Source organism: Methylobacterium oryzae (genome assembly GCF_021398735.1).
Lineage (GTDB): Bacteria > Pseudomonadota > Alphaproteobacteria > Rhizobiales > Beijerinckiaceae > Methylobacterium.
Window position 1 is genome coordinate 5,871,044 of sequence record NZ_CP090349.1, and the last position, 18,115, is coordinate 5,889,158.

Annotated in this window: 19 protein-coding genes and 2 tRNA genes; 18 read left to right on the plus strand and 3 right to left on the minus strand. The window is 67.4% G+C overall.

Annotated elements, in window-relative coordinates; genetic code table 11:
* Positions 1–65: 65 nt before the first annotated feature.
* The 7 genes from LXM90_RS28030 to dxs all read left to right on the plus strand — a co-directional run bounded on the left by LXM90_RS28030 (position 66) and on the right by dxs (position 5,618).
* On the plus strand, positions 66–320 hold the full coding sequence (locus LXM90_RS28030; protein ID WP_012320917.1) for a hypothetical protein: 255 nt from the start codon (positions 66–68) through the stop codon (positions 318–320).
* A 101-nt stretch (positions 321–421) separates the two neighbouring features.
* Positions 422–1,273, plus strand: a complete 852-nt coding sequence (locus LXM90_RS28035) for a YgfZ/GcvT domain-containing protein (protein WP_020093934.1) — start codon at positions 422–424, stop codon at positions 1,271–1,273.
* A gap of 142 nt (positions 1,274–1,415) precedes the next feature.
* Positions 1,416–2,030, plus strand: a complete 615-nt coding sequence (locus LXM90_RS28040; RefSeq protein ID WP_020093935.1) for a DNA-3-methyladenine glycosylase I — start codon at positions 1,416–1,418, stop codon at positions 2,028–2,030.
* A 26-nt stretch (positions 2,031–2,056) separates the two neighbouring features.
* Positions 2,057–2,617: a hydrolase gene (locus LXM90_RS28045; RefSeq protein ID WP_020093936.1), complete on the plus strand. Its 561-nt coding sequence runs from the start codon at positions 2,057–2,059 to the stop codon at positions 2,615–2,617.
* Between the two features lie 50 nt (positions 2,618–2,667).
* Positions 2,668–3,180, plus strand: a complete 513-nt coding sequence (locus tag LXM90_RS28050; RefSeq protein ID WP_020093937.1) for a tyrosine phosphatase family protein — start codon at positions 2,668–2,670, stop codon at positions 3,178–3,180.
* Positions 3,181–3,319: 139 nt separating this feature from the next.
* Complete coding sequence (locus LXM90_RS28055; protein WP_012320922.1) at positions 3,320–3,580, plus strand: exodeoxyribonuclease VII small subunit; 261 nt, start codon at positions 3,320–3,322, stop codon at positions 3,578–3,580.
* A 43-nt stretch (positions 3,581–3,623) separates the two neighbouring features.
* Positions 3,624–5,618 carry a 1-deoxy-D-xylulose-5-phosphate synthase gene (dxs, locus tag LXM90_RS28060; protein WP_234081345.1) on the plus strand — a complete coding sequence of 665 codons (1,995 nt, stop codon included), beginning with the start codon at positions 3,624–3,626 and terminating at the stop codon, positions 5,616–5,618.
* A gap of 262 nt (positions 5,619–5,880) precedes the next feature.
* On the opposite strand, the gene LXM90_RS28065 is transcribed toward dxs, so the two are convergent.
* Positions 5,881–6,972: a tartrate dehydrogenase gene (locus tag LXM90_RS28065; RefSeq protein WP_020094395.1), complete on the minus strand. Its 1,092-nt coding sequence runs from the start codon at positions 6,970–6,972 to the stop codon at positions 5,881–5,883.
* A gap of 103 nt (positions 6,973–7,075) precedes the next feature.
* Positions 7,076–9,007, minus strand: a complete 1,932-nt coding sequence (locus tag LXM90_RS28070) for a chloride channel protein (protein WP_376738888.1) — start codon at positions 9,005–9,007, stop codon at positions 7,076–7,078.
* Between the two features lie 221 nt (positions 9,008–9,228).
* Here LXM90_RS28070 and LXM90_RS28075 point away from each other — a divergent pair.
* The 11 genes from LXM90_RS28075 (at position 9,229) to LXM90_RS32120 (ending at position 17,495) form a co-directional block, all read left to right on the plus strand.
* Positions 9,229–9,305, plus strand: a tRNA-His gene (locus LXM90_RS28075).
* A gap of 251 nt (positions 9,306–9,556) precedes the next feature.
* Positions 9,557–9,925, plus strand: a complete 369-nt coding sequence (locus LXM90_RS28080) for a hypothetical protein (protein WP_020094393.1) — start codon at positions 9,557–9,559, stop codon at positions 9,923–9,925.
* Between the two features lie 124 nt (positions 9,926–10,049).
* The gene (gene hpt / locus LXM90_RS28085; protein ID WP_020094392.1) at positions 10,050–10,616 is read left to right on the plus strand and encodes a hypoxanthine phosphoribosyltransferase; all 567 of its coding nucleotides are present in this window, start codon (positions 10,050–10,052) and stop codon (positions 10,614–10,616) included.
* Positions 10,617–10,779: 163 nt separating this feature from the next.
* Complete coding sequence (locus tag LXM90_RS28090; protein WP_007567202.1) at positions 10,780–11,145, plus strand: response regulator; 366 nt, start codon at positions 10,780–10,782, stop codon at positions 11,143–11,145.
* 104 nt (positions 11,146–11,249) lie between these two features.
* Positions 11,250–11,579: a hypothetical protein gene (locus LXM90_RS28095; protein ID WP_020094391.1), complete on the plus strand. Its 330-nt coding sequence runs from the start codon at positions 11,250–11,252 to the stop codon at positions 11,577–11,579.
* A 64-nt stretch (positions 11,580–11,643) separates the two neighbouring features.
* Positions 11,644–12,021, plus strand: coding sequence for a hypothetical protein (locus tag LXM90_RS28100; protein WP_020094390.1), 378 nt, complete (start codon positions 11,644–11,646; stop codon positions 12,019–12,021).
* A 350-nt stretch (positions 12,022–12,371) separates the two neighbouring features.
* Positions 12,372–12,731, plus strand: coding sequence for a hypothetical protein (locus tag LXM90_RS28105; protein WP_234081347.1), 360 nt, complete (start codon positions 12,372–12,374; stop codon positions 12,729–12,731).
* A gap of 17 nt (positions 12,732–12,748) precedes the next feature.
* Complete coding sequence (locus LXM90_RS28110; protein ID WP_234081349.1) at positions 12,749–13,027, plus strand: hypothetical protein; 279 nt, start codon at positions 12,749–12,751, stop codon at positions 13,025–13,027.
* Between the two features lie 1,035 nt (positions 13,028–14,062).
* Positions 14,063–15,124, plus strand: a complete 1,062-nt coding sequence (locus LXM90_RS32115; protein ID WP_419149873.1) for an acyltransferase family protein — start codon at positions 14,063–14,065, stop codon at positions 15,122–15,124.
* A gap of 833 nt (positions 15,125–15,957) precedes the next feature.
* Positions 15,958–16,032, plus strand: a tRNA-Thr gene (locus LXM90_RS28115).
* A gap of 80 nt (positions 16,033–16,112) precedes the next feature.
* Positions 16,113–17,495 carry a DUF6538 domain-containing protein gene (locus LXM90_RS32120; protein ID WP_419149840.1) on the plus strand — a complete coding sequence of 461 codons (1,383 nt, stop codon included), beginning with the start codon at positions 16,113–16,115 and terminating at the stop codon, positions 17,493–17,495.
* 104 nt (positions 17,496–17,599) lie between these two features.
* Here LXM90_RS32120 and LXM90_RS28120 read toward each other — a convergent pair whose 3' ends face one another.
* Positions 17,600–18,100 (minus strand): MgtC/SapB family protein, encoded by a 501-nt coding sequence (locus tag LXM90_RS28120; RefSeq protein WP_234081351.1) that lies wholly within the window; start codon positions 18,098–18,100, stop codon positions 17,600–17,602.
* Positions 18,101–18,115 lie beyond the last annotated feature (15 nt).

Here is an 18,115-nt window from a genome sequence, read left to right on the forward strand (position 1 = left end):
GGGACCTGCTTATCATCCATTGCGTCCGCCGGGCCCCGTGTCCGGCGCAATGGAAGTATCCGGCCATGCAGCACAGCTCTCACACCGCCCCCATCGAGGTCGATGTCGAGGAGAAACGCGTCGCGCTGAGTTACGTCTCGGAAGCGTTCGCGGAAGGCTGCCTCGATGGTCTCGACGGTGACTGCATGGCCCAGGCCGCCCTGTTCGCGGCTTTTCAGGAACTCGTGACGACGTACGGCGAAGAAGCCACGGCCCGTTACGCGGAGGGATTCCCGGAGCGCATCCGCGGGGGCGCGTTCACCACGACGCTCCAGCATTGAGCAGGTGAGCGCGGACGGTTGAGGCGCGGGCGGTCAGCGACTACGTCCCGGGTCCGCGGTCCGGCCAGCCGGACCGTTCGCGCCCCGAGGAATCGCCGCCCATGCCCGTCGCCCTGCTGCCGGACCGCGCCCTGGTCACCGTCACCGGACCGGACGCCACGACGCTGCTCCAGGGCGTCCTGACCTGCAACGTCGAGACGCTCCAGCCCGGCGAGGCGCGCCTCGGCGCCCTGCTCACGCCGCAGGGCAAGATCCTCTTCGATTTCCTGGTCTCGCGGATCCCCGACGGCTTCCGGTTCGACGTGCTGGTCGAAAGGGCCGCGGACCTCGCCAAGCGCCTGACGCTCTATCGCCTGCGCGCGCAGGCGACCATCGCGGCCGACCCGACCGTCGCGGTCGCGGCGGCCTGGGCCGGCGCGGCCCCGCCCGCCGCGGAGGCGCTGGCCGATTCCCGCGCGGCCGATCTCGGCGCCCGTCTCTACGCCGAAGCGGGCGCCTTCTCGGCGGACGCCGCCGAGGCCGAGTACCACGCGCACCGGATCGCCCTCGGCGTGCCCGAGGGCGGACGCGACTTCGCCTTCGGCGACGCATTCCCGCACGAGGCGCTGATGGATCAGCTCGGCGGCGTCGACTTCCGCAAGGGCTGCTACGTCGGCCAGGAGGTGGTCTCGCGGATGCAGCACCGCGGCACGGCCCGGACCCGCATCCTGGCGGCCGCCTACGCGGACGCCGCGCCCCCGCCCGGCACCGAGATCACCGCGGGCGGCAAGGTGCTCGGCACCACGGGCAGCGCCGCGGGGAATCGCGGCCTCGCCACGGTCCGCCTCGACCGACTGGGCGACGCGCTCGCCTCCGGCGAGACCCCGCGCGCGGGCGACCAGCCCGTGACGCTGGCGCGCCCCGCCTGCGCGACCTTCGCCATGCCGGACGCGGCGGCGAGCGCGGCCGGGTAGGATCGCGACGCGCGGGATCGGGCCGCGTGACCGCGGCTCGTCTTGCACCGGCGGAAGGGACCGTCGGGGCGGCCGTCGAGGTGGCCGTGCGGTCCCCGCCGCGGCGGTGGCGTTCCGCTCCTGTTCTCGTTACCATCGCCGTATGTCCGAGACCGGCCTCATCGACCATCCCGACGGCTGCCCACGCTGCTGGTGGGCTGGGCTCGACCCGCTCTACGTCGCCTATCACGACACCGAGTGGGGCGTGCCCGAGCATGACGGCCGCGCTCTCTACGAGAAGCTGATCCTCGACGGCTTCCAGGCCGGGCTGTCGTGGATCACCATCCTGCGCCGCCGGGACGGGTTCCGCGACGCCTTCGCGGATTTCGATCCCGAGCGGATCGCCCGCTTCACCGAGGCGGACGTCGCGCGGCTGATGGCCGACACCCGCATCATCCGCAACCGCGCCAAGATCCAGGGCACCGTCGCGGGCGCCCGGGCGTGGCTGCGGATCGAGGAGCGCGGCCCCGGCTTCGCGCACTTCCTGTGGGACTTCGTCGACGGCCGGCCGGTCCAGGGCACGGCGCGGACCCGCGCGGAGATCGCCACCGAGACGCCGGTCTCCCGGGCGATCGGGAAGGCCCTGAAGGCCGAGGGCTTCTCCTTCTGCGGGCCGACCATCGTGCACGCGTTCATGCAGGCGGTGGGCATGGTCAACGATCACCTCGTCGGCTGCCACCGGCACGGGCCCTGCGCTGCGCTCGGCGGGTCCCGGTGAGCACGCCGCCGCGCGCGTGGCAGCGCATGCTCTCTGGCCGCCGCCTCGACCTCCTCGACCCGGCGCCCGGGGACATCGAGATCGCCGACATCGCCCACGGCCTCGCCCGGGTCGCGCGCTGGAACGGCCAGACCCGCGGGCCGCACGTCTTCTCGGTGGCCCAGCACAGCCTGCTGGTCGAGGCGGTGGGCCGCCACCTCGCCCCCGGCTGCACTGACCGGGACGGGCTCGAGCTGCTCCTGCACGACGCGCCGGAATACGTGGTCGGGGACATCATCTCGCCGCTCAAGGCCGCCATCGGCGACGCCTATCGCGGCGTCGAGCTGCGCCTGCTCGCGGCGGTGCGCCGCCGCTTCGAGCTGGCCGCCCCCTCGCCCGCCCTCGCCCAGCTCGTGAAGCGGGCCGACCGGATCGCCGCCCACGCCGAGGCGGTGCGCCTGGCCGGCTTCGCGCCGGAGGAGGCCGAGCGCTATTTCGGCCCCTCGGTCGACCTGCCCGAGTCGGTGTCGGCCCTGGCCGGGCCGTGGCCGACCGCCGAGGCCGAGGCGCGATTCCTCGCGCGCTTCACCGCCCTGTCCCGGCCCTGACGGATCTTCGCCCTCGATCCGTCACGATCGCAGGTCACTGGCGCCCCACCATGCCGACCCTCCACGTCTGTCCGCTCTCACGCCTGCCCGAGACCGTCGCCGCCACGGGCGCGAGCCACGTGCTCACGCTGATCAATGTCGGCACGCCGCTGGAGCGGCCGGCCGTGATCGACGCCGCGAACCACGCCATCATCTGGGTCAGCGACATCGCGGCGGCCCGGGACGGGCACGTTTTGCCGGCTGAAGAACACGTGGCCCGGCTTCTCGACTTCGTCCGGACCTGGCCGCGGGAGAAGCCGCTGGTGATCCACTGCTACGCCGGGATCAGCCGCTCGACGGCCGCCGCCTACATCGCGGCCTGCGCGCTGGCGCCCGAGCGCGACGAGGCGGCGATCGCCGACGCCCTGCGGTCCGCCTCGCCCTCGGCGACGCCCAACGCCCTGTTCGTGGCGATCGCCGACCGGATGCTCGACCGCGACGGCCGCATGGTCGCGGCGATCGCCCGCATCGGGCGCGGCGCCGACGCCTTCGAGGGCACGCCGTTCACCCTCGCGCTGGCGTGAACCGAACGCCGGTGCGAAGTGTGGCGCAAACGCCGCCGCGGCCGTCCAAAACGGTGCGGACCCGGCCGGCGGACTGGCCCCCAGGGTTGTGGCGACCGGGGATCGCGCCGTACAAACACCCCCAAAGGAAGTATCTGGGATGAGTGCGAGCAGACCCGAGGTGGCCCCCGCCGCCGGCGACCTGCCCTTCGAGAAGGCGCTGGAACAGCTCGAGGAAATCGTCCGCCGGCTCGAGCGCGGCGACGTGCCGCTCGACGAGTCGGTGGCGATCTACGAGCGCGGCGAGGTGCTGAAGAAGCATTGCGAGGCGCTGCTGAAGCGGGCCGAGGCGCGGATCCAGCGGATCACGCTGGGCTCCGACGGGCGGCCCGAGGGCGTCGCCCCGCTCGACATGTCCTGAGGCTCGGCGGTCGAACCGATCCCATCCGTTAGAGGTTGATGCCGTGGCGATTACCCCCGAGCAGAGTGCACTTCTCGACCGCGTTCCGTCTCCTTCGGCGCTGCGGCGTCTTCCGGAGTCGGAGCTGCAGGCGGTGGCCGACGCGGTGCGCGCCGAGATGATCGACGCGGTCTCGATCACCGGCGGCCATCTTGGCTCGGGGCTCGGCGTGGTCGAGCTGACCGTGGCGCTGCACCACGTGTTCGACACCCCCGACGACCGCATCGTCTGGGACGTCGGACACCAGTGCTACCCCCACAAGATCCTCACCGAGCGCCGCGACCGCATCCGGACGCTCCGCCAGGGCGGCGGCCTGTCCGGCTTCACCAAGCGGAGCGAGAGCGTCTACGACCCCTTCGGCGCCGCCCACTCCTCGACCTCGATCTCGGCCGCGCTGGGCATGGCGGTCGCCCGCGACCTCGACAACGCCGCCGCCAAGTCGAAGAACCGCCCGCCCAAGCGCCGCAACGCCATCGCGGTCATCGGCGACGGCTCGATGTCGGCCGGCATGGCCTACGAGGCCCTCAACAACGCCGGCGCCCTGCACTCGCGCCTGATCGTCATCCTCAACGACAACGACATGTCGATCGCGCCCCCCGTCGGCGCCATGTCGGCCTACCTCGCCCGCCTCGCCTCGGGCGGCGCCTACCAGTCCCTGCGCGAGACCGCCAAGCAGCTCGGCAAGCTCCTGCCCAAGGCGCTCTACCAGCGCGCCGCCGCGGCCGAGGAATACGCCCGCTCGCTCGTGGTCGGCGGCGGCACCATGTTCGAGGAGATGGGCTTCCACTACGTCGGCCCGGTCGACGGGCACAACCTCGACCACCTGCTGCCGGTCCTGAAGAACGTCCGCGACGCCGAGCACGGCCCGATCCTGCTCCACGTCGTCACCCAGAAGGGCAAGGGCTACGCCCCGGCCGAGGCCTCGGCCGACCGCTACCACGGCGTGGTCAAGTTCGACGTGGTCTCAGGCGTGCAGGCCAAGGCCAAGCCGAACGCGCCGGCCTACACGCGGGTGTTCGGCGAGAGCCTGATCAAGGCGGCCGACGCCGACGACAAGGTCGTGGCGATCACCGCCGCGATGCCGGGGGGCACCGGCATCGACCTGTTCGGCAAGGCGCACCCGGACAAGACCTTCGACGTCGGCATCGCCGAGCAGCACGCGGTGACGTTCGCGGGCGGTCTGGCCACCGAGGGCTACCGGCCGTTCGTGGCGATCTACTCGACGTTCCTGCAGCGGGCCTACGACCAGGTGGTGCACGACGTGGCGCTGCAGAACCTGCCCGTGCGGTTCTGCCTGGACCGGGCGGGGCTGGTCGGCGCCGACGGGGCGACGCACGCGGGCGCGTTCGACCTGGCCTACCTGTGCTGCCTGCCGAACATGACCGTGATGGCGGCCTCCGACGAGGCCGAGCTGGTGCACATGGTGGCGACCGCCCACGCGCACGACACGGGCCCGATCGCGCTGCGCTACCCGCGCGGCGAGGGTGTGGGCGTCGAGCTTCCGGAGCGGGGCGAGGCGCTGGCGATCGGCAAGGGCCGGGTGGTGCGGCGCGACGCGGAGGCGCGGGTGGCGCTGCTGTCGCTCGGCACGCGCCTGTCGGAGGCCTTGAAGGCGGCCGACACGCTGGCCGAGCAGGGCGTGGCGGTGACGGTGGCGGACGCGCGGTTCGCCAAGCCGCTGGACGAGGCGCTGATCCTGGATTTGGCGCGCGACCACGAGGTTCTGATCACGATCGAGGAGGGCTCGCGGGGCGGGTTCGGCGCGATGGTGCTGCACCTGCTGGCGGAGCGGGGCGCTCTGGACGCGGGCGGGGTGCGGGTGCGGACGATGACGCTGCCGGACGCCTACCAGGACCACGACAGCCCGGAGAAGATGTACGCCGAGGCGGGCCTCGACGCCACGACCATCGTCAGGACCGCCCTCGACACCCTGCCGGCGGAGACCGGCAAGGCCGAGCCGGCGAGCAACGTGGTGAGCGTGCGCCGCCGCCCCCGCTGACGCCACGGAGAGCGCGGTCTCCCGCGCTCATTCCGTTCGCTGTCGATGTGTTCGGACCTCCGCCCGTGATGACGGCGAGGGCATCTCAACCACAGCCTTGAGACGGAAACGGAATCCCACCTCATCCTGATGGGCGGAGCGCAGCGTAGCCCTCGAAGGAGCCCTCCAGCGGTCTCACGATCCCTGGAGGGCTCCTTCGAGGCCCGCTGACGCGGGCACCCCTCAGGATGAGGGCGTGGAAGGGAGGCTCGGGGTGATTGCCCTACCCCAGCGCCTGCTCCACCGCCTTGCCGCAGGTCTGCGTGTCGGCATTCCCGCCGAGGTCGCGGGTGCGCAGCGTCCGCTCGGACAGCACCCGCTCGATCCCGCCGACGATCTCGGCCGCCGCCGCGTGCTCGCCGAGATGCTCCAGCATCATCGCCCCCGACCAGATCTGGCCGATCGGGTTGGCGATCCCCTGGCCGGCGATGTCCGGCGCCGAGCCGTGGACCGGCTCGAACACCGACGGGTGCACCCGTTCCGGGTTGATGTTGCCGGACGGCGCGATGCCGATCGTGCCCGTGCAGGCGGGCCCGAGATCCGACAGGATGTCGCCGAACAGGTTGGAGGCCACCACCACGTCGAACCGATCCGGGTTCAGGACGAAATGCGCGGTCAGGATGTCGATGTGGTACTGGTCCCACCGGACGTCCGGGTAGGCCTCGGCCACCGCCTTCACCCGCTCGTCCCAGTACGGCATGGTGATCGAGATGCCGTTCGACTTCGTGGCCGAGGTCAGGTGCTTCTTCGGGCGCTTCTGAGCCAGTTCGAACGCGAACCTGAGGATCCGGTCCGTCCCGTGCCGGGTCATGATCGTCTCCTGCAGGGCGAACTCCCGGTCGGTGCCGGCGAACATGCGGCCGCCCGCGTTCGAGTACTCGCCCTCGGTGTTCTCCCGGACCACCCAGAAGTCGATGTCGCCGGGCTTGCGGTCGGCGAGCGGGCACTTCACCCCCGGCATCAGCCGCACCGGGCGCAGGTTCGCGTACTGGTCGAATTCCCGCCGGAACAGGATCAACGAGCCCCAGAGCGAGATGTGGTCGGGCACGCGCTCGGGCATGCCGACGGCACCGAAATAGATCGCGTCGTGGGTCTCGATCCGCGCCTTCCAGTCCTCCGGCATCATCCGGCCGTGCTGCTCGTAATAGTCGCAGCTGGCGAAATCGAACCAGTCGAGCTGGAGGCCGAAGCCGTGCCGCTTGGCCGCCTGCTCCAGCACGCGCACGCCCTCGGGCACGACCTCCTTGCCGATGCCGTCGCCGGGGATCACCGCGATGCGGTAGCGACGCTGCTGGCTGTTTTCTGGGGCGGCCATGAATCCTCCACGCGTTCCGAAGTGCGGGCCTCCGCGGGGCCCGGGTCGTTGGCGTCAGGTGATTGGTCCGCGCCGGTGTCGGGTCAACACCCCGGCCTGACAATCAGTCGGTTTCGCCCGCCATCGCCCGGCGCTGGCGGTCGAGCTCCTCGCTGTAGCGCTTGAGGGTGTGGCTCTCGGTGAGCAGGCCCAGCACCTTCCGGCTCTCGGCGCTCTCGACGACCGCGAGCGCCTCGCTCTCGGTCCGGTCGAAGGCGGCCGCGGCGTCCTTGGCGTTCATGCCCGGCGTCAGGAAATCGTCCGCGTGCAGGAGCAGGTCGGCGAGGACCGGCTGCGCGTCGGCGCCGGAATCCCGGGCGGCCGCGTGCGTCTCGGGCACGTTCAGGATGCCGGCGTAGCGCCCCGCCCCGTCCACGGCGATCACCCGGGAGGGCGAGCCGAGGGGATGGGCGCGCAGGAAGGTGGGCAGCGGCGTGTCCAGGGCCACGGTGCCGGGATTGCGGCGCATCAGCCGGCCGACGGTGAGCGAGCGGATCCAGCCGACGTCGTGGGGGCTGCGGATGCTCTCGCCGCGCAGGTGGAAGCGCCACGTGGCGAAGGAGTAGCCGAAGGTCTTGCGCACGGTGAGGGAGGACGCAATCACCGCCGCCAGCACGACGCCGGTGATCGGCAGGCTGCCGGTGACCTCCAGGGCCAGGAACGTCATGGTGAGCGGGCCGCCGATGACCGCCACCGCCAGCGCGCTCATGCCGATCACCGCGTAGGCGAGCGGCGTCAGGCCGAAATCCGCCAGCGGCGGCACCAGCACGGGGGCGAGGGCGGCGAACAGCTTGCCGGCGATGGCCCCGAGGAACAGCGACGCGAAGAACAGGCCGCCGCGGAAGCCCGAGCCGATCGAGATCGCCGAGGCCGTGGCCTTAGCGGCGAACAGCCAGGCCAGGACCGCGATCCCGTGCCCCTGCCCCTCGGCGGCAAAGTGCATGTGCAGGGCGCCGTGGCCGCCCGAGAGCACCTGCGGCGTCGCGAGCAGCGCCAGCGCGCCGACGCACAGCCCCCCGAAGGCGGGCGCCGCCACCCGCGGCACGCCGGAGGCCTGGACGAGGCGCTCGACCAGCGTGACCCCGCGCATGATCAGGATCCCGAGGCCCGCGCAGAACAGCCCGAGGGCGAGGCTCGGCAGGATCTCGAGGCTGGTGACGTGCGAGGTCGTGACCGCCTGCATGTCGCCGAGATCGACGAGCGGCTGCGCCTCGATCAGGGCGCGCGAGATCAGGTTGCCGCACAGCGCCGCGACGACCACGGGCGTCAGCGTGGCGATCGAGTAGGTGCCGATGATCAACTCGAAGGCGTAGAACGCGCCGGCGAGCGGCGCCCCGAAGCCGGCCGCGATCGCCCCGGCCGCGCCGCAGCCGACCAGGGTGCGCAGGTCGCTGCGCCGCACTTCGAAGGCGATGCCCAGGCGCGAGGCGAGGCCTGAGGCGATCTGTGTGTAGCCGGCTTCCAGACCCACCGAGGCGCCGGACCCGTTCGAGATGACGTTCTGGAGCGCGAGGTAGAGGCTGTCGCGCAGGGACATGCGGCCGCCGTGCAGGGCGTTGGCCTCAATCGGGTCGATGGCCGGGCGCTTGCGCGGGCCGCGGACGTAGTTGGCGGCGACGATCAGCAGGCCGAGGACGGCGCCCCCGAGGCACGGGCCCACGAGCAGGAGCGCCGGCGGCACGGCGTCGACGGCGCTGAGGCGCGCGCCCGCGGGCAGCTGGTAGAGATGCTCGCGCAGGGTCTGGGTGATCCAGGTCATGGCGGACACCGCCACGCCGGCGACGCAGCCCACCAGGGTCGCGAGGGCGACGAGGCCGCCCTCGCTCCGTCGGACGAGGCTGCGGAGCCGCCCGGGGGCCTGGACGAGCCCGATCCCGGTCCAGCGCCGACGGGGCCTCCGCGCCGGCCTGACGGGCCGCCGGGCCGGGACGTCGGCCGATCCGTCGCCGGGCGCCCTGCCCCCGCCGGCGGCGCCCGATGGCTGTCGCGCGCTCACGGTCCGCCCCCTCGCCTCCGGTCCGCCCGATCGGCGGGGCCGACGCGTCGGCCCCGCCGCCGCAGTTACAGCCGGGGCCGAGCCCGTTGCAAACGGGCGGTGCTGCGGGAGCGCGGCCGGCCCCGGCGCGGGGGGCTCGGACGGCGCTGTCCACGAAGTCCAAATCCCGTGCACGCATCGCCTTGAAAACTGCCGCGGCCCACGATACACCCCGCGCCAGTGCCGCCGTAGCTCAGTTGGTTAGAGCACCAGATTGTGGATCTGGGGGTCCCCCGTTCGAGCCGGGGCGGTGGTACCATCCATTCAGCTCGACAGCGCGAGGGGTTGGCGGATCGCCAGCCCCTTTTGCTTGTGCGCGGATGGCGCCGCGCCGGATCAGGGCCGCCCCGAACCCCCACCCGATCGGAGTCGACGGGACCGGTCCTCGCGCCGGAGCCGGCCTCTACACAGGCGGCAGCTCCAATGCTCACGCACGTTATAGAATCGCCAAATTTGGTCGCATAGCGTCCCGGCTGGGAGAAGACTATCTTCGTTAGCGTGAAGACTGCCATGAAGAGCACGACACAGCAGGATCAGCTCGAGATCGTGAGCGACCTCGCGGCCTCGCTCGCCGACCGGATGCTGATGGAGCGCCTGACACAAGGGAAGCTGCCCCTCGCGAACGCGAGTCGCCTCTGGACAGCCTCGCTGCTCCTGGAAGAGCACGCGCGGCCCATCCCGCGCATCGTGACGGACGTCCTCGAGCAGGTCCGGCACGTGGAGCCGGACGACGAGGATGCGGTCGACGGGGACGACGCCGACGGGATCGGTGCGGGGCCGGAACCGGACTTGGCCGCGGCGCGGCGTGCGGCCCGGCCGGCGCGCCGGCGCGGGCTCACCCGCTTGCTCCGACCGTTCCGGCAGGCGGCCGAAGGCTGACCCGCGTCGACGGCGCCGGACCATCTGGCGGATCCGGAGTTCCCCGCGCGCGCCCGGGACGCTAAGACCGTTCCCGAGCGTGGCGGCGGGCGCCGCCGCGCCAACGGGCTTCGGGACACGAGAGATGAGCATCCCTGAACGGCGCGTCCGCACCCTGTTCGACGAGGCGGCCATCGCCAAGCGCAACGACGAGCTCGCCCGCGAGATCCTCGCCGCGCGGCCCGAGAACCTCCTCGTCGTGGCGGTGCTCAAGGGCAGCTTCATGTTCGCGGCCGACCTGCTCCGGTCGCTGCACCGGGTGGGTCTCGCCCCGCAGGTCGAGTTCGTGCACCTGTCGAGCTACCGCACCGGGACGGTCTCCAGCGGACAGGTCGAGATCCTGCGCGACGTACAGAGCGAGGTGCGCGGGCGGGACGTGCTGCTCGTGGACGACATCCTGGAATCCGGCCGGACCGTCGTCTTCGCCAAGGACCTGCTGATGGCCCGCGGCGCCCGGCGCGTCCTCACCGCGGTGCTGCTGGAGAAGCCCGGCAAGCGCGCCGTGACGATCGACGCGGATTTCGTCGGCTTCACCTGCCCCGACGTGTTCGTCGTCGGCTACGGGATGGACGCCGCCCACGCCTTCCGCCAGTTGCCCTTCGTGGGCGTGGTCGATTACGGGGACGGCGCCCCGGATCTGTTCGACGCCTGACCGTGCCCGCGGCGCGGCATTTTCGCCGCGCGCCGCGACCCGCGGGACAATTCAGCCTGCGACGACTTGACAGACGGAGAATTCGTCTGCGTCTGTCGACATTTGAGCGTGCGCGGCGTCGCGACGCGGCGCGTGCGGATTTCGGGGACGGTTACGGGACCACATGGCGCGCATCCTCCTGGTGGATGACGAAGAGACCGTCCGGGGCTTCCTGAAGCGGGGGCTCGAGATCGACGGGCACGCGGTCGTCACGGCCAACGACGGCAGCGACGGGCTGGACCGCCTCAACGAGGCCGATGGCGGCTTCGATCTGATGCTCACCGACATCCGCATGCCGCTCATGGACGGCATCGCGCTGGCCCTCGCCGCCAAGCGCGACTTCCCCGACCTGACCATCCTGCTGATGACCGGCTTCGCCGATCAGCGCGAGCGCGCGCGCGGGCTCGACGCCATCGTCACCGACGTGCTGACCAAGCCCTTCTCCCTGGCAGATCTGCGCGCCACGGTGAGGCGGGCGCTCGCCGCCTGAGCCGGGCGAGACCGGTTCAGAAGAACTTAAACATTGCTCTTAGGTTGAGCTTCACGAAAGCGTGGCATCTTCGGTCCGACTGATCAGACCGAGCACGGAACGCCATGTATCGCCGGGACCGGGACATCGACGCGGCGGCGTACCAGGCGGACCGCTACGGCTGGGAGCCGGACGACAGGGACTGGGACGACGACCGCGACGCGCGGCGGCCGCGCAGAGGCGTCGTCGGCCGGCTTTTCTCGCCGACGAAGCTCGCCCTCCTCGCGGTGCCGGCCGGGCTGTTCCTGTACGGCAGCTTCGCGGATTGCAGCGCCCGCCCGGCGGCGGGCTGGCTCGGTCTTGTCGGGGCCGGGGCCTGCGCCCGTACCGAGATGCTCGGCAACGTCCTGTCGATCCAGGACAACCTCGCGCTCCTGAAGCGGCTCATCGACTGAGCGCCCGCTCAAGGCCCTTCCGCGCTCCGCCGATCCGCTCCGAACCGACCTCCGCGAGGCCGCCATGTCCACCCGCCCGCTCCTCCCGGCCTCGTCCGGCCGCGCCTCCGACGCCCTCGAGGAGGCCCAGTTCCGCGCTCGCATGGCGCGGGTCGGCCCGGACGGCGCGCACCGCACCCCGCGCCGGAACCGGGCGCCCGAGCGGCGGCGCGGCTTCCGGCTCGGCTGGAAGGGCTGGCTCGTCGTCGACTGCCTGGTCGTGCTGCTGGTCGTGGCAGGGGTGGTGGCGTGGCCGCCGGTCCAGTCCTGCCGCAACCAGGACCAGACGGTCGGGTTCTACGCCGGCGATTCCGTCGGCAAATGCATCCGGCGCGGCATCGCTGACCGCCTCGACACCGCCGACCAGCGCCTCAAGAGCCTGATCCGCCGCTCGGGCCATTGAGGGCCGGCCGCGCAGATCCTGGCGCGGCTCGGATTGAGCGGCGCTTGTACGCCGTTTCTGCGAACCGAGTATCTGTCTCGCGCGCCCCGCCACCTTCCGTTCTCAACGCCCCCCACGCGGTGGCGGCGGGTCTGAACCGGTACGCCTGTGCCGACCAACGAAACTATTGATAATATTTCACATCCAACGCTCGAAATGTTCCAGGGCGCCCATACATTGGTGCCGTATTACACCAATGGACGAGTGCTCATGCCCGGATATCGAAATCCGGGCCTAGCTTCCCTCTCGACGGCGACTACGTTGTCAAAACTGAGTTGAATCGAACGCCATATTCCTGGCTGCGCGAACGCATGGAGCGCAAGAGCCGGCACTTCAGAACGTTCGCCGACGACATGAAGCAATTCGCCGATTTCTCGGACGTCGCTGACCGCGACCTCGACGGCCGGACACCGCTCCTGCCGAACGGCTACTTCAGCTACGGCGACGCATTGGCCCTGACGACTGTCCTCGCCACACGCAGGCCAGCCCAGTATGTCGAGGTCGGAAGCGGCAACAGTACGAAATTCGCTCGCCGCGCAATCGGCAAGTACAAGCTCGACACCAAGATCGAGTGCATCAACCCAATCCGCGCTCAAGCGTCCGCGACATTGCGGATAAGTGGATTTCTAACGGCCTCCTCGATGTTGACCCGTCCTACTTTCAATCGCTGAAGGGTGGCGATGTGCTGATGCTGGATGGCAGCCATCTCCTGTTCCATGGCAGCGACACGACGCATTTCTTCCTGCGAATCTACCCGCTTCTCCGACCGAGCGTGATCGTGCATGTGCACGACATCCATCTGCCATATGAGTATCCTGAGATTGCGACAGGCTTTTTTTGGAACGAGCAATACATTCTCGCCATGATGTTTTACTATAAGCCTGCGTCCGACATTATCGCTCCGATCAAGTACAGGCATCGTGAGGGCATGTGCGACGAGGGTGCCGGCTTCTGGTTCGAGGTCTAGCGGGATCCGCACCGGAAATCGCCATCGCTTCTGACACATTGGCAACCGCTCGGCATACGCATGGCGGTGAACGGAATGACGGGCAGGGAATATGTGAGCGATACGGCATTTCGCGCGCATCCAACGGCGAACGGGCTTCGCGTTGATGCGATCATCGGAGGCCTTCTACGCTTCTATACGAACGAGCGGAGTACCGGACGATGCCTGGGCTGACCTAGCGGCCTGCCGGTCCGGGCGAGCCCTCCCTCGGAGGCCAGGCCACCCCGACCGGATCGGCGGCGGCCGCGCCGTGGCGCTGATCCACGGCAACAGCCCCTGTTGCTCGCGCGAGCGGCGCCCTCGACGAACTTCACCCTCGACAGGGATACGTTGGGTCGGACCAACCCTGCCCGCGCAGATAGGGATCGACCCGGTCGACGAGAGCTTCCCGACCTGTCGGACGCGGCACCGGGCTCAAGGGTCGAACTCGCGCGGGACCTGCGCGCCACGGTGCGGGCCTGGACAGAGGTCCCGACCTCCATCGGTCTCGGCCCGACCAAGCCCTGCTTAAGGGGTGCCGGTGCGCGGGGCGGGTCAGTCGGCACGACTGGAACACCAAGTTGTCGATTCGTACGCAGCGGGACACGACGCAGGTGAGCAATCTGCCGGTGACTGACGCGTGAGCGGTCGTATCACCGACCACGTGCCGCCGACTCCAGCTCAGGCGCGCATTGCCGATTGTTAGCCATAGGCCTCCGACCGAGCCAGCGCGTGCAGCGAGCGAGGCGCGCGCACGGCAGTGGATCCCGGCACGCTCTGCAATATCGAAGGCCGTCGACGAATCTGGGCATCAAGCCTTCTCGAAGCCCACACATGTTAGCCATTCGGATATGGTGATACGTTCAATAGCGTAATCTTCTTTATAATTTCAAAATTTCCCATTCAGAGGTACGATCCGGATTAAGATATTAATCCCGGCTTCCGGGAGGGACGGAAACGATGACTCTGAGTGAACGCCTCTTTCTGACGAAAGGGCGGCCATCCGGCTTCGATTATATGCGAATTGGTCTCGCCGCAATGATAATTTTGTGGCACACTGTGATAGTTTCTTATGGCATAGAAGCTCAAAGATGGCTCATTTTGGGACCGTCGCGGCCAATATGGGCCATGATACTTCCCATGTTTTTCGCACTGAGCGGATTCCTCGTTTCCGGAAGTCTAGAACGCTCTCGAACGATCGTCGGGTTCTTGGGACTTCGACTAATTCGCATCTTCCCTGCGCTGGCAGTGGAATCGACAATAGCAATGATGATCATTGGAGCGCTGTTCACGTATTACCCGCTCCCAAAGTATTTTACGGATCCGGGCTTTTGGTCCTATACTTTGAACATGATAGGCGTCGTTCGGTATTATCTCCCCGGCGTCTTTACTGATAATCCAACTACGCAGGTGAACGCGCAATTATGGACACTTCCTTACGAATTGTATTGCTACATATTGATATCTGTATTTTATATAATCGGTTTCTACAGATCGGAAAAACTGATTTTGTTCGGCTGCCTGGTGATGCAAGTCTTAGTCATGATCGCCATTTATACGCGAACGCAGGTTGACGAAGGGACTGTTCGCGGCCCTGTGCTTGTCTTATCCTTTCTGTACGGCGCGTACCTCTATCGGGTCAGAGATCGAGTTCCATATAGCGCCCCGATTTTCTTCGCATGCGCCATTGCCATGGTTGGGTTTCTTTATCTTCCAATCTTCAATGCCCTCTCCGCACTTCCTGCCGCCTACGTGACTATCTATTTGGGGATGCGGAATCCGACACGGTCCGCAATTGTGTCAAGCGGAGATTATTCATATGGCATTTTCTTGTATGGATTTCCGATACAACAGGCAGTGTCTGCAGTTTTTCCGGATCTTCGGCAGTGGTGGATTAATTTTCTAATTTCGACCCCGATAATAATTTCGGTTGCCTATTTTTCATGGCATTGCATTGAGAAAAGAGCACTCTCCCTTCGGGGTCCGTTGATGAAATTCGAAAGCTGGTGCATGTCTTATTGCGGAAAACTATTTCATACATGTAAAAACAGTATCGCATACGACCTGAAGAGCAGATAGGTATCTCGTCAATTTAGATGTATGCTGCACACGGGAAGCAACAGGAATATCAAAAACTGAATTCAGTATCGACCGCACATTCTAGATATCTGGATCCTGTCCTCTCAGGACGATCCCTCCCAGCGAAGCCGCTACAAGTCGCGAGCGGTTTCGTCGTCGACCCCGCTACCCGGGTGCGATCAGGATGCACGTGCACGCCTTGCCAACAGGTCTCCGCCTGCGGCGATCGGTTGGGGAGGCGATCACCCATTCGATGATCTGGCAGGCGACCCTACCACTGACGCCGCTTCCCTGCGCGAAGCCGCTCAACCGCTCCATTACGCGTTCGGCAGTCGCCGCTCGGGCGGCACCGGGATCTATCACGCTCACCCCTATATCGAGTGCCCCAGCAGGATCGCGGTCCGAACCATGTTGCGCTTTCGAGCCGGCTTGTGGGCGGCGCGCAACAGCCGCGCGAGTGTTCTGTCGAATGGTCGCGGTGATGTCACGGCGCCGACCCTTCGGAAGCGGGTAGGTCCTGCCGGCGCGGTCGGCCAGCACCGCGACGACCACGGCGCGGATCGCCCGATCGGTAACCCGGTGGTCTCGCGCAGCTCGGCGAGTCGAGGGTTCCTTGGCCATTCACTCCCAAACCGTGGACTTTGCCATGAACTGTGCCGCCTCCCGCATCGCTCGGGCGCCGGCCTTCTTCGGCCCACTCCAAAGGGTCGCGCGCACGCACGATGAACGGAACGTGCCGAGATGTGTGCCTTGACGAAGCGCCCCCAAACGTAGTCAAAAGGCGCCTCTGACGCACCGAAACCGCCAATTTTCTCAATGGTTTCAGAGCGCCTGCCGGTGTAGCACAGCGGTAGTGCAGCGGTTTTGTAAACCGAAGGTCGGGGGTTCGATCCCCTCCGCCGGCACCATCATGCGTCTATGAGAATCAATGGGTTAGGCAGACGATAAGGGCGAGGCAACCGCTACTCTCACACAGCGGTGTTACACATTGCCCGTCCGAATCGCCCGACCGTGGAAAGACCCAAAGTCAGGGGTCTATCATCTCCGTCAGCGGACACCCTCCGATCTGATCCAACGTTTGAAGGGACAGTCGGTCACGCTTCCCATCGGAGAGGGGTCGGCTTCGTTCACCGTCGGCTCTGTCGTCCAAGCATCCCTGCGGACCAAGGACCTACGCGAAGCAAAGCTCCGTCATGCGATTGCCGACGGTGTGCTCAAGCGGTTCTGGCACGCGCATCAAGGCGGGAGGGTCACACAAAGCTCGGATGACCCGTTTGGCGCGGTTGGGAGAACAGACCAAGTTCCAGTCGTTGAGACCGCTAAATCCGAACCTAGGCACCTGCTCCCTCTCGGCCATTCGCCAACGGGGACAGGGTGGCGTCTCTTGACGGTAGGCGACCTGTTTGACCGTTGGGCGACTTACAACGCGGACAAACGATCTCGGAATACGATCAAGCGTTACCGTGGCAGTTTCCGCTCTCTCATACGATTCTTCGATGGGCGCGACGTTCGGACCCTGACAACCGACGATCTATTTTCGTGGGCGGAGTTCCGGCGCGACCGCGAAGGCATCTCGGTCCGAGCGATCAACCGGAATGATTTAGCGACCGTCTGTTCGGTGTTTCGGTGGGCCACAGGGCGCTCGGGTGGCTCAATGATGTCGGGCAACCCTGCCTCGGGCATTTCGCTCGATAGGCCCAAGATCGCCGCGGGACGTGAACGAACGTTCCGAGACAACGAAGCTCGGGCCATCCTTGCAGCAGCTTCCGCGGTTTGTCTCGATCCAACAAACCTATCCCGTAGCGTTTCCCGAAGATGGTGTCCGTGGCTTGCTGCCTACTCGGGAGCGCGGATCGGGGAACTGACAAGTTTGGAGCGTCGGGACATACGCGATGAGGGTGGCATACCAGTGATGGACCTTCGGATCACCAAGACAGGTCAACCACGAACTGTTCCCCTCCATTCGCATCTCATCGAGCAGGGCTTCTTGGCCTTTGTCGCTTCACGTCCAGAGGGTCCGCTGTTCTATGATCCCGACCGACACAGCGTGGGGACCGCGACTACCCCAAGCGAGCTTCAAAGTCATAAGCTAGGAAGATGGATCCGAGAGAAGGTCAGGCTTGATAAGGGCGTCCATCCCAATCACGGTTGGCGCCACACTTGGAAGACGCGGGCTCTTGAGGCCGGGATTGAGGAACGGTTGAGGGACGCCGTCACGGGCCATAGCGTGGCATCAGTCGGTCGGCGATACGAGACCCCGACCCTTAGGATGCTTGCGGACGCTATGGGCCGGTTCCCCCGCTACCGTATCGAGCCCATGACAGCGAACGAATCATTGAGGGAGCCTGATCCACCGCTCCCGAGACGATAGGACGGGAAGCGAACGAACCAAAGCCGCCAGCATCATCCAGCAATCAACGGCCGGGCCGAAGCTGTGGCGGATCGTACCTGAATGCCTCGAAGGATTGTCACAGGCTAATCAGGTCGCGCGCTTCCCTGTCCTGACGCTTCCGCCTTCTCCCCGTCAGTCCCGTGCTTCCTTGACCACCGCGCGTCAATGATCCGGTCAATGCGGCCACCGACCCCGATTAGGAGCAGCAGTAGGATCAGCCCGATTGCGACAGGAAGATAGGCGCCAAGCCCACACGATATCCCAAGCGCGGCCGTGACCCAGATGGCAGCGGCCGTGGTCATACCGTGCACGTGCGATTTGCCCGCGCCCTTAACGATTACACCCGCGCCCAAGAAGCCGATGCCAGTGATGACGCCCTGAATGGCCCGGCTGGCGTTCGCGTCGGTATCGGCAGCCGAGAATCCAGAACCTGCCATCGTCACAAGGGCAGCGCCGAGACAGACCAACCCCAAAGTGCGAACTCCAACAAGCTTGCCGTGCATCTCCCGATTGAGGCCGACAACCATGCCGGCGACCACAGACGCCCCGAGGCGGAGGCACAGATCAGTCGCGGTCATCATCATCGTCGGCGAACCGCA